Annotated in this window: 5 protein-coding genes; 3 read left to right on the top strand and 2 right to left on the bottom strand. The window is 70.5% G+C overall.

Features of this window, described 5'->3' with window-relative positions:
- Positions 1-29 precede the first annotated feature (29 nt).
- Entirely contained in the window at positions 30-1103 is a 1074-nt protein-coding gene (locus ACZ4WQ_RS42095) for a hypothetical protein (RefSeq protein WP_398372962.1), read from the bottom strand.
- 155 nt (positions 1104-1258) lie between these two features.
- Positions 1259-1744: a LamB/YcsF family protein gene (locus ACZ4WQ_RS42090; protein ID WP_385338485.1), complete on the bottom strand. Its 486-nt coding sequence runs from the start codon at positions 1742-1744 to the stop codon at positions 1259-1261.
- A 541-nt stretch (positions 1745-2285) separates the two neighbouring features.
- Between ACZ4WQ_RS42090 and ACZ4WQ_RS42085 the strand changes: the two genes are divergently transcribed.
- The 3 genes from ACZ4WQ_RS42085 to ACZ4WQ_RS42075 form a co-directional block, all read left to right on the top strand.
- Entirely contained in the window at positions 2286-3527 is a 1242-nt protein-coding gene (locus ACZ4WQ_RS42085) for an NAD(P)/FAD-dependent oxidoreductase (RefSeq protein ID WP_358843089.1), read from the top strand.
- A gap of 377 nt (positions 3528-3904) precedes the next feature.
- A complete protein-coding gene (locus ACZ4WQ_RS42080) occupies positions 3905-5119 on the top strand; it encodes an aromatic ring-hydroxylating oxygenase subunit alpha (protein ID WP_385338481.1) in 1215 nt (404 codons plus the stop codon).
- Between the two features lie 2 nt (positions 5120-5121).
- The coding region (locus ACZ4WQ_RS42075; RefSeq protein ID WP_398372965.1) for an amino acid adenylation domain-containing protein at positions 5122-12338 on the top strand (7217 nt) is incomplete at its 3' end.

Genomic DNA, 12338 nt, shown 5'->3' with positions numbered 1-12338 from the left:
CTCGTGTGAAGCCTTTGAAGCCTTTCGGGTCAGCGCGCGGTCGGCGGGGCGAGGCGGGAGAGATAGTTGTACGGGGACGAGGCGCCCTGGGAGAGGGCGTACAGCGCGCCGTCCGGGGTCGTGGCCAGCTGCGCGACCGTGGTGCCGTTGGTGAGCGAGGTGTCGGCCACCCACGAAGTGCCGCTCCAGCGCAGCAGCTTCGGGCCGCCGCTCAGGTCAACCCACACGCCGGCGTAGATCTGACCGCCGTAGTTGGCGAACGACGTGACGCGGCCGGAGACGGGGATGTCCCTGCGCGTCCAGGTCGCGCCGTCCCAGTGCGACACGTGGCTGTCGGAGGCGACCCACACGTCGTTCGGACCGTTGCTGAGCACGGTACGCAGGATGTTCATCTCGCCCGGCGTCTCGGGAACCGGCACCTCGCTCCACTTGGTGCCGTCGTAGTGCATGGCCAGCGGCTGGTAGTCGGCGGGGACGCCGCCCTTGTTGCGATAGCCGACGGCCCAGATGTCGTTCTCGGACCGCACGTCGATGGCGTCGAAGCCTCCGTCTATGCCGGTGAACGTGGTGGTGTTCCATCTCTGGCCGTCCCAGTGGGTGACGGTCGGGGTCCATCCGTCCTTCCGGTTGTTGCCCGCGCCCCACAGGCTGGTTCTACTGACCGCCTCGGCGTCGAGAATCTCCAAGTTCCGGGTATCGGGGCTGAGGTCGGACGACCACTTGGTGCCGTCGTAGTGGTGGACATGCCAGACAGTGGAGCCGATGTCCTTCCGGCCGATCGCCCACAGGTCGTTGGGGCCAGTACCGGCCAACGTGCCCAACGCGGCGTCGGTGGGCGGCTTCAGCTCCTTCCAGGTGCTGCCGGACCGCTGCCACAGCTTCTCGTCGGGGAGGCAACCCCCCCAGCAGTAGGGCTTCGTCGTGGCGTAGGCGTTCTGACTGTCGAAGGGCAGCAGCGAGAAGTTCACATTAGTGGCGGGGACCGGTAGCGATTCCCAGGTCGTCGCGGCGTTCGCGGGCGACGCGACCAGGCCGACGGCCAGGGAGGCGGCCGCGACGAGGAGCGTGGCGGTACGCCGGCTTCGGAAGGTGCTCTGTGTCATGTGATGCTCCTTGAGTCATGTGAGGCCCAACTGGCCGTCAGACGGAAGGACTTGATCGACACCAGACCGTAGATGTGGAACACGAGGTACAGCAGTGGCGTACCAGCCAATACCGCCCCTTCTGTCTCACAGGCCTGAGAAACACCGCCGACCCCCTACTCGGGCCGGAACCACACTCGTCCCCCCGGCCCTCTCTGCCCGGCCAGTGACAGATCGGCCGCGTGCACCACGCCGATCACCGGATAGCCGCCGGTGACCGGATGGTCGGCGACTCGGTTGCTGCGGCTGGTGGCCTCCCAAGGCTGCCGGTACAGGGTCCGCACGGAGACCGTGTCGAACCAGTCGTCGCGCGGCCCGGGAACCACCCGCAGCGTGATGTCGTCCGGCAGGGCGGAGCGGTGCGCCGGGTCCACGCCGGGCATCGGGCCGCCGGGCGCGCCCACCGGGAGCAGGGCGCCGGCTGTGAGCGGTGCGGGGCCGAGGCCGGAGAGCAGGTCGGTGGCGCGGGAGCGAGTCAGCTCCTCGCCGAGCCGGCGGGCGATGTCCACCGCGCCCGCAGTGTCGCCCTGCACGCACAACGAGTCGGCGGATATGTCGATGTCCGTGCCGTCGACGGCGGCGACCGCGGTCGGTGTCGGCACCGGCTTCGACCGGGTGGAGTCGGCCCGCGCCGGCGAATGAGTGGAGCGTTCGGCGGCGGCTTCCCGTGGCCCGGAAGAATCAAGACCGTTCAACGAGGAAATAGTTTTCGGCCGCGCTGGACGAGAATTCATCTATTAACTACAAGGGTTACTTCAACCGAGTAATTCGGAGCAGAGGTCCGATGTTCTGGACGGAAGTACTTCCTCCGGTTTGCCCACTCGGCGTGCGTCAAGCCGTGGCCGAGAGTGGCTGATTGACCGGAATCGCGGCCTATGGCACCTGTCGTCAACACTGGCTTCCTCGAGTAAATGCTGTAAATGCTGCCCCTGGGCGGGGTGCTGCTCGAGCCTCCGCCGCCTGACGATGGAAACAGGTGCCGCCCCGCCTGTGCGTTGCACTTTCTTTATCTCGACCAAGTCTTGACCACCGGTTGCCGATACTCATAGCCTCCCTTTCATCGCCGATGCGCCAATGACCAGGGCGCATCGGCAGGCATGGTTTACCGCAAGGAAACCTAATCTTAATGATGGGGGGAAATACGTGTACGACGTCATAGTTGTAGGCGCCCGCTGTGCCGGATCGCCGCTGGCGATGCTCCTTGCGCGACAGGGGCACCGGGTACTCGTGGTGGACCGGAGCTCCTTCCCGAGCGACACCGTCTCCACGCACTACATCCACCAGGCAGGGCTCCTGCGGCTCCAGGAGTGGGGTCTGCTCGACGAGATCATCGCGGCCAAGACCCCGGCGCTGAACAAGATGCACTACTCGTATCGCGGGATCCAGCTCAACGGCTTCGCCGACCCCGTGGGCGGCATCGACGCGGTGTACTGCCCGCGTCGCACCGTGCTCGACGAGATCCTGGTCAACGCGGCCCGCCGGGCCGGCGCCGAGGTCGTCGAGGGATTCACCGTGACCGACCTGGTCTTCGCCGACGACCGCGTCGTGGGCATCCGGGGACGCGACGGTGACGGTCCGGAGCGCGAGTTGCGCGCCACCGTGGTCGTCGGCGCCGACGGGTTCCACTCCACCGTCGCCAAGAAGGTCGGCGCCGAGCTGTACGACGTCCGCCCCGCCGCCGGCTTCATCTACTACTCGTACTACAGCGGCCTCGACTGGGGCCTGCACCACAAGGCCGGCTTCAACGAGCAGTGGTTCGGCACCTGGCCCACCAACGACGGCCTGCACATGCTGGCCATCATCGGCACCCGGCGCCTGCTCAAGGAATTCCGCCAGGACGTGGAGACACGCTTCCAGGCCGTCTTCGACGACGTGGATCCGCAGATGGGTGCCCAACTGCGCGACCAGGGCAGGCGGGAGGAGGACTTCAGGCCCATGCGCTACCCGGACAACTACTATCGCCGCGCGTACGGGCCCGGCTGGGCCCTCGTCGGCGACGCCGGTTACCACAAGGACCCCTACACCGGGTGGGGCATCACGGACGCCTTCCTCCACGGCGAGATCCTGGCCGACCGCATCCACCAGGGACTCGCGGGCGAGCGCCCGATGGAGGAGGCGCTGGCCGAGTACAACAAGGTGCGTGACGAGGAGAGCTCCGGCGTCTACGACTTCACCACCACCCTGAGCGAACTCACCGAGCTACCGCCCTTCTTCCGCGCCACGATGGACGCGATGAGCAAGAGCCAGGAGTGGACCAACAAGATGCTCGGGCTGATCGGGGGCATCGTCGAGGACCACGAGATCTACTCCCCGGACGCCCTTGAGCGCCTCTACGACGATGCCGGCGTGGAGCAGGACCAGCGGATCTACGACCCCGCCGGCTGAGCCTCAGGCCCGCCGACCGGCCCGGCGGTCGACCCGACGACCGCGAGTGGCAGCCGCCGTCGCGGGCTGACGCGCCAAGCACTTCATACAGAAAGCATCGGCAGCCGTACGTCACGCCTCCGCGCGCACACGGCTCCCCGGGCGCCGCGTCGTCCGAAAGCGTGGTGTCCCGCTCCAGGTGCTGCCCGGTCGATCCGCAGCAACCTCACGGTGTTTTCCGTCATTCCCATTCCTCGGGCCGCCCTGTGCCGTCGTACCGCGCAGGCGGCGAGGGTGCTTCCCGCGGCATCGGACACCGCGGTCACTCCGCCCCGCGGGCCCGAGGGCATCGGCACGTTGCCACCGCCTTCCACGCACCCTCCGAGGGAGCCCAGCAGATGACACGCGCGCCCAGCATGTTCCACCTGATCAGCGAGCAGTCCGACCAGAGGCCCTACTTCGAGACCGGCGGCGTCGGTCGTTCGCACGAGTTCTACACCGGCCAGGAGCAGTACCAGCGGGAGATGGCCCGCATCTACGGCCGGCGCTGGCTCCCGGTGGACCATGTGTCCCGCCTCAAGCAGAAGGGCGCCTACAGCACCCTGAACATCGGCACCGGGTCGGTCCTCCTCCTGCACGGGGACAACGGGATCCAGGCGTACCACAACTACTGCCGCCACCGTGGCTACAAGCTCGTGGAGGAGGCCGCCGGGAAGCGGCAGAGCCTGGTCTGCCTCTATCACTGCTGGGTCTACGACCGCAACGGCCGACTCAAGAGCTTCAACGGCACGTACTTCGACCACTTCTTCGAGAAGGAGAAGAACGGGCTGCTGCCCATCCGCACGGAGATCCGCTACGGCGTCGTGTTCATCACCTTCTCCGACGACGCCCCGGACCTCGACGCCTCCCTGGGCGAGCTGGGCGAGTTCGCGCGCGTCTACGAGCTGGCCGATCTGGAGTGTGTGCAGGCCAAGGACTATCCGGTCGCCTCGAACTGGAAGCTCGTCGCGCACAACGTCAACGAGAGCCTGCACTTCCCGACGGCCCACAAGGACCTGCACCGCATCACCGACTTCGACGACGCGGGCACCTACGACCTCAAGGGCGACATCGTCGGCGCCTGGCAGTCGATCCGCGGTGGCTTCAACTCCGTCTCCATGACGGGCCGCAGCGGGCGCGTCCCCATGCCCCTGGTGCCCGAGGCGGACCGGCAGCGGATCAACTGGATCACGATCCTGCCCAATCTGCTGTTCGGGTTCACCGCCGACTACGTGATGATGCAGTGGGTCTGGCCCGAGAGCCCCGGCACCTGCTTCGTACGGCACTTCTGGCTCTTCCACCCCTCGGAGACCGCCAAGGACGACTTCTCCCACGAGGCCGTCTTCGCGCTGTGGGACAAGGCGAACTACGAGGACTGGGAGATGTGCGAGCGCACCCACCGCGGTCTGTCGAACCCGATGTGGGCCCCCGGGCAGCTCTCCCTCGACGAGGAGGTCGTCTCCCAGATCGACGCCTGGGTGGCGGCCGAGACCACGGACCCCGCGGACGGCTCCGACGCCGCGCCGAGCGCCGGCTCCGCCCACCCCGTCGACTCCACCGCGGCCCAGGGGTGAACATGCCGACCAACTGCTTCATCATCGGGGGAACCCGGGTCCTCACCCAGTGCGCCGCCCAACTCTTCGACGCGGGCGTACGCATCGAAGGGATCCTCAGCGACGACCCGGCCGCGGCCGCGTGGGCGGCCGAGCACGCCGTTCCCCTGCTCGACCCCCGGGGCGACCTGGCGGGGGCGCTGTCGGAGCGGCCGTTCGACTATCTGTTCAGCATGGTCAACTTCCGGATTCTGTCCGGTGACATCCTCGAACTGCCCCGGGTCGCCGCGATCAACTTCCATGACGGCCCGCTGCCCCGGTACTCCGGCAGCCACGTTCCGGCCTGGGCACTGTACGAGGGCGAGACCCGCCACGCGGCGACCTGGCACCGCATGACAGAGGCGGTCGACGCCGGAAGCGTGCTGCTGGAGCGGTGGTTCCCGATCCGCGACCACTCCACCGCCCTGTCACTGACCTACGAGACGGCCGAGAGCGGAATCGAGCTGTTCCGCGAACTCGTTCCGCACGTGGTGGCCGGAACCCTGCCCCAGCCCACCGCCACCGCCACCGCCACCGGTGACCGCGAACGGCGGTTCTACCGACGGTCCGCCCGCATGGCGTCCGGCGGCCTGATCCACGCCGGCACCACGGCCGCCGAGGCCGCGCGGATCTCCAAGGCCCTGGACTACGGATCCTTCCCCAACCCGCTCGGGCTGCCGACGCTCGTCACCGAACAGGGCGCGGTGTTCACCCGGCAGATCAGGCTGATCCCCCGGGACGAGCCCCGCTCCGAGACCGTCGCGCTGTCGGTGACCACCTCGGCGCTGACCCTGTCCGCGCCGGACGCGGACCTCGTCCTGAGCGACTTCACGGCCGTCGACGGCAGCGCCCTCAGCGGCCAGGCCGCCGCGCAGCGGCTGGGCATCATCGAGGGCGCCGCGATGCCCGCCGCCTCGGCGGAGCGGCTCGCGAACATCGCCGCCGCACAGAAGCCGCTGCGGGCCCATGAGCCGTGGTGGCAGGCGCGGCTGCGGGATCTGCGACCGGCGCGACTGCCCGCGGACGACTTCACCGCCGCCACCGCCCACTACGGGCGCTACGAGCTGGCCTTCACCCCCGCCTCGCGTGACGAGGCGGCCGGGGTGGTCCGGGCCTTCCTCGAGGCCGTGGCGGAGCGCACGGGGGAGCGGACCTTCGACTTCGCCTGGTCGCCGTCGGCCGCACGGGTCCTCGCGGAGCACACGCATGGCATCGCCGCCGCGCGCTTTCCCGTCCGGTACGCGTCGGACACCACCCGGTCCCTGCTGGACAAGCTCGATGAGGCGGCCTCCCGGAAGGGCTACGCCGCCGACCTCGAGGTGCGCCTCGGCCTGGCGGGACGTCCGCTGGGTTCCGAGGAGCCGACGTTCACGCGGCTGATGGTCCTGGAACGGAGCGTGGGGGAGGAGGCGTCCGCCGAACCGCACACCGAGATCGCGCTGCTGTGCCTCGAGGACGGTCCGCCCACGGTCTTCGTACGGGAGACCGCGATGGAAAGCGACGAGGCGCTGGCCTTCACCGAACGGGTCGAGGACATCGCGCTGGCCGCGCTGTTCCACGGCGAGGAAACGGCGCCCGCCGCACCGTCGGCCCCCCTCGCCGCGGTACCGGAGTCGGCGGGTGAGCAGCCCGCGGCGGCCGGCCCGACCGTCCTCGACCTCATCGCCACGGCGGTCGCCGACCGGCCCGAAGCCGTCGCCGTGTGCAGTGGCCACCGGACGCTGGACTACGCCGGACTGGACGCCTGGGCGGACGCGATCGCCGCCCGCCTCCACGACCAGGGCGTCGAGAACGGCTCGGTGGTCGGTGTGCTGGTGGACCGGGGGGTTCAGTTGCTCCCCGCGCTGCTCGGCGTCCTGCGGGCCGGTGCCGCGTTCCTGCCGCTCGACCCGGGCTACCCCGTCGAACGGCTGCAACGCTGCACAGAGGTCGCGCGGTGCGACCTGATCCTCACCGATGCCCGTACACACGCTCTGGGAGCGCGGCTCGGCCCGGCCCTGCGCGTGCCGGACGCGGACGGCTCGGCGGCGGCGCGGCCGGCCGAGGTCGGCGGCCACGACCTGGCGTACACCCTGTTCACCAGCGGGTCGACGGGTGACCCCAAGGGCGTGGAGATCGAGCACGCGGCGCTGGCCAACTTCCTCACCGGGATCGGCGAACGCCTCGGCTCCTCGGCCGACGACCGCATGCTCGCGCACACCACGGTGGCCTTCGACATCTCCCTGTTGGAACTGCTCCTTCCGCTGACGGTCGGTGCCACGGTCGTCCTGGCCTCCCGCGACGTGGCGCGCGACCCGCGCCGACTGGCAGAGCTCATCGGCGAGGTGACCGTCGCCCAGGCGACGCCGAGCATGTGGCGTCTGCTGCTGGAAACCGGCTGGACCCCGCCCGCGCGGCTCACCGTCCTCTCCGGCGGCGAGGCCCTGCCCATGAGCGTCGCCGAGCCGCTGCACGCGTCGGCGCGGGAGCTGTGGAACCTCTACGGGCCGACCGAGGCGACCATCTGGGCCTCCTGCCACCGCATGACGTCCCCGGGGTCCTTCCTGCCTCTGGGCGATCCCCTGCCGAATCTCGAACTGCACGTCCTGGACGGCCAGTTGGAGCCGAGCGCCGTCGGGACGACAGGTGCGCTGTACATCTCCGGCGCCGGGCTCGCACGCGGCTACGCCGACCGCCCGGACCTGACCGCGGACGCCTTCCTCACCCATCCGCACACCGGTGTGCGGTTGTACCGGACCGGTGACGAGGTACGGCTGCACACCGATGGAGCCGTCGAGTGGCTCGGCCGTGCCGACACCCAGGTGAAGGTGCGCGGCAACCGCATCGAACCCGCCGAGATCGAGCGGGTGCTGGAGCGGTTCACCGGCGTCAGCGCGGCCGTGGTCGTCGCGGCACGGTTCGAGGGACGTGGCGAACCGCGGCTGACCGCCTATCTGGTCGGTGCCGCCACGGCGACGAAGTCGCAGCTCGACGAGTTCGTCAGGGGGCCGCTGCCCGACTACATGGTGCCCGACGCCTACGTGCGCGTCGAAGCACTGCCGCTGACCGGCAACGGCAAGGTCGCGCGGGCGCGGCTGCCGCTGCCGACGCGGGACAACATCGTCCCGTCCACCGCCGAGCCCGCGGAGGTCCCGGGGAGCGGCATCACCGAGGGAGCCCTTGCCGACTCGATCGCACGGAGCTTCGCGGCCACGCTGGGACACACCGACTTCGCGGTGCAGGCCAACTTCTTCGACCTCGGCGGTGAATCGGCCAACGTCACGGTCGCCGCCGCGCGGCTCAGCCGTGAGCTGGACGCCCAGATCAGCCCTCCGTTGATCTTCGCGACCGGCACGCCGGCCAAGCTGGCCCGGCTGCTGGGGGCGGAGGGTCTGGTGCCGATCACCGACGCCGGGGCGGACGAAGCCGCACCCGTGGCGGAGACGCCGGTCGCGGCCGACGTGACGCCGGAGCCCGCCCGGCCGGAGCCCGCCCGGCCCGAGCCCGCACGGCGCCCGGCCGACGACAGCGCGCTGGCCGTCATCGGTATGGCGTGCCGGTTCCCCGGGGCCGCCACACCCGACGAGTTCTGGCTCAACCTCGTAGGCGGCATCTCCAGCGTGGGGCAGGCACCGGCCGGAAAGCGGGGCTGGGCACACCTCTGGTCCGACGCCGATGACGTGCACATGGGCTGGATCGACGGGGTCGAGTACTTCGACGCCGCGCGCTTCGGCCTCACCGACCGTGAGGCACGGCGGATGGACCCCCTCCAGCGCATCCTGCTGAGCGTGGCGGCCGAGGCACTGGAGAGCTGTGGCCACGACCACACGTCGCTCGGCGCCGACACCGGAGTCTTCATCGGAACGATCGCGAGCGACTTCCCGGAACTGGTGGCCGACAGCACCGGCCACGCCGACCCACACGTGGCCACGGGCACCGCCATCTCCATGGTCGCCAACCGGCTGTCGCACACCTTCGGCTGGTCGGGACCGAGTTTCGCGGTGGACACGGCGTGCTCGTCGTCCCTGGTCGCCCTGCACCAGGCGGCCATGCACCTGCGCGCGGGCGAGGTGGACGCCGCCGTGGTCGGCGCCGCGAATCTCGTGCTGACCCCCGACAAGACACGCTCCTTCGCACGCAACGGGATGCTGTCACCGCAGGGGGTCTGCCGCACCTTCGACGAGGCGGCGGACGGCTATGTACGCGGCGAGGGCTGCGGTGTCGTCGTCCTCAAACGGCTCACGGACGCCGAACGCGACGGCGACCCGGTCCTGGCCGTGATCCGCGGCACGGCCGTCAACCACACCGGCGGAAGCGCCGGTTTCCTCACCGCGCCCAGCAGGCCGGCCCAGGAATCGGTGCTGCGCAAGGCCCTGAAGGCGTCCGGGATCACCGCGGGCGGCATCGGATACGTCGAGGCGCACGGCACCGGCACACAGCTCGGCGACCTCATCGAACTCGAGGCCCTGCACGCGGTCCTCGGCGAGGCTGCCTCGCGACCGGTGGCCGTGGGTTCGGTGAAGACGAACGTCGGCCATCTGGAGCCCGCCGCGGGGATGGCCGGCCTCATCAAGACGATTCTCGCGCTCCAGGCCGGCAGCATCCCGCCGTCCCTCAACTTCACCACCCCGAACAAGGCCTTCGACTTCGACAGCTCACCCCTGTTCGTCGCCGACCGGCTGCTGCCCTGGGAGGGGCCGCGGGTCGCCGGAGTCAGCAGCTTCGGCTTCGGAGGCGCGGGCGCCCACGTTGTGGTCGAGGCCGCCCACTCCGGGGACCTTCACACCACGGACCACGGGCCGCGACTGCTGACCCTGTCGGCGGGGTCCCAGGCCGCGCTGCACACGCTCGCACAGCGGCTCGTCATGATGGTGAGCTCCGCGTACTGCCCGCCCCTGGCCGCCCTGAACGACGCGAGCCTGCGCCGCCCGGCCGCCTCGCACCGACTCGCCTGCGTGGTGGACAGCCTCGAGCAGCTCGAGGACAAGCTGCGGCTGTTCCTGGCCGGCGTGGGCGAAGCCCGTTCCCTGTACGTCGGGGTGGCCCTCGGTACCGAGCGCACGAGGACGGCGCCGCTCGACACAGGAGCCGGGCGGGAGCAACTGGACGCGTTGGCCCGGCGGTTCGTCGCGGGCGTGGACCTCGTCACCGGGCCGGGGCGTGCGCGGGTGCGTTTTCCGACCGCGCCGCACGACGAGCGGTACCTCTGGCTGGAGCCCGCCGGCCGGCCGAGGCCCGCGCTCCCGCCGCACGCCACCGCGCCGGCCGGTCGTCCCACGAACTCGTGGGCCGAGCAGCCCGAGGCCGACGAACACGTGGTCCTCGGCAAGCCGACCCTGCCCGGTGCCGCGTACCCTGGCAGGGTCGCCGAGCTCCTCGGCGGGGACCGGTTCGGCCTGCGCGATCTGACGTTCCGCGTGGCCGTCGAGGGGCCCGAGGCCCTCTCGGCCGAGCGCGACGGAACCTCGGTCAGGTTCCGCAACACGGCCGGAGCCCTGGTCTGCGATGCCGAGGTGACCGGCGTCGAGCAGCCGGTGCTCGCCGTCCCCGCCTCCGGCGACGGCTTCACGGCCGTGGACGTCGACGCGATGTACCGCGCCTTCGAACGGGACGGACTGCGCTACGGCCCCGGCTTCCGTACGGTCGCCTCCCTGGCCACCGCGCCCGGGCAGGCGACGGGCCTGCTGCGGGCCGGGGCCCAGCCGCACGGCGCGGTGGACGCCCGGCTCCTGGACGGGGCGTTCCAGGCCGCGCTCGCCGCGTGCGGCGCTGAAGGGCTGTACGTCCCCTTCGCCATCGAGCGGCTCACGGTCCTCGGCCGCCTTCCCGGAACCGCCCGGGTGTACGCCCGGCGCGACCGGGACACGGGCGCCGACACCGGCCTGCTCACCGGAAGCCTGGTGATCCTCGACGGCGACCAACCGGTGCTGGAGGCCCGCGGAATCACCTGGAAGCGGCTCTCACCGAGTTCGACGCACGGGACGGGGCAGCCCGGCACGTCGCGGGATGCCGTCCGTACCGCCCCGCCGATGGCCCCGGCCGCCGAGCGCAACGGTCACCGGGTCATGCCGGGGCGGCCCGGTGGGGCCGACCGCCTCGATGCCGCCCTGGCCCGGAAGGTCGCGTCCGCGCTGGAGATGGAGGTCGAAGCCCTCGAAGTGGACCGGCCACTTCAGGAGCAGGGGCTCGACTCCGTGCTCGCCGTCTCGCTGGCCCAGGACATCCGGGCGATGCTGGATGTCGACATCCCGGTCACCCTGGTGCTCGAGGTCGGCACGGTCGACAGACTCGCCGCCGAACTGCGCGAGGAGTACGGCGTCACGGCCGTACCCGGCTCCGACGCCGGGTCGGCCCCGGCCCCCGAACAGCCCCCGGCCCCCGAACAGCCCCCGGCCATGGACACCCGCGCGGCCCAGGTGTTCGCCACGTCGATCACCTCGACGGCCCTCCCGCCATCGGAAGAGGCCGCTGGGACGGCCGACACGGACCGCCACGACATCGCCATCATCGGTGTCGACGGAGTGTTCCCGGGCGCCGGGGACACCACGGAGCTGTGGCGCGCTCTGCTCGCCGGCGAGGACTGCCTGCGCGAAGTACCCGCGTCACGCTGGGATATCGACGCCTACTACGGCACGGAGGCCAAGCCCGGCACCGTATACCTCCGACGGGGCGGCTTCGTCGACGGGCTCACCGACTTCGACGCCGGGTTCTTCCGCCTGTCGCCCGCCGAGGCACAGTGGATCGACCCCCAGCAGCGTCATCTGATCCAGTCGGCGTGGCGGGCGCTGGAGGACGCGGGCCTGGCGGGCAGGGTGCGGGAATCCACGGGTGTGTTCGTGGGCGCCAGCTACCAGCACTACCGGGACATGGTGGTGGGCGACGTCGTGGAGACGGCCGCGGGCCTGGGAAACCACAACGCGATCCTCGCGAACCGGTTGAGTTATTTCCTGGATCTGCGGGGTCCGAGCATGACGATCGACACGTTGTGTTCGTCGTCGCTGGTGGCTCTGCACTCGGCGGTGCGCAGCATCCGTGAGGGCGAGTGCGAACAGGCCATCGTCGCCGGTGTGCACATGGGGATGTCGCCCCAGTACTTCCAGCTCGGTTCACGGCTCAGGTCGTTCTCTCCTTCGGGTGTGGTGCGGGCGTTTGATGCGGGGGCGGATGGGTTTGTGCCGGGTGAGGGGGTGGTGTCGGTGGTGGTGAAGCCGTTGGGTGCGGC

Source organism: Streptomyces sp. NPDC028305 (assembly GCF_055569495.1).
The sequence above is the reverse complement of the archived record's forward strand: the minus strand, read 5'-3'. Positions and strand labels throughout refer to the sequence as shown.

Excerpts from the sequence above, each read along its gene's own strand:
- ACZ4WQ_RS42095 (WP_398372962.1), bottom strand. The coding sequence starts at position 1,103 with ATGACACAGAGCACCTTCCGAAGCCGGCGTACCGCCACGCTCCTCGTC.
- ACZ4WQ_RS42080 (WP_385338481.1), top strand. The coding sequence starts at position 3,905 with ATGACACGCGCGCCCAGCATGTTCCACCTGATCAGCGAGCAGTCCGAC.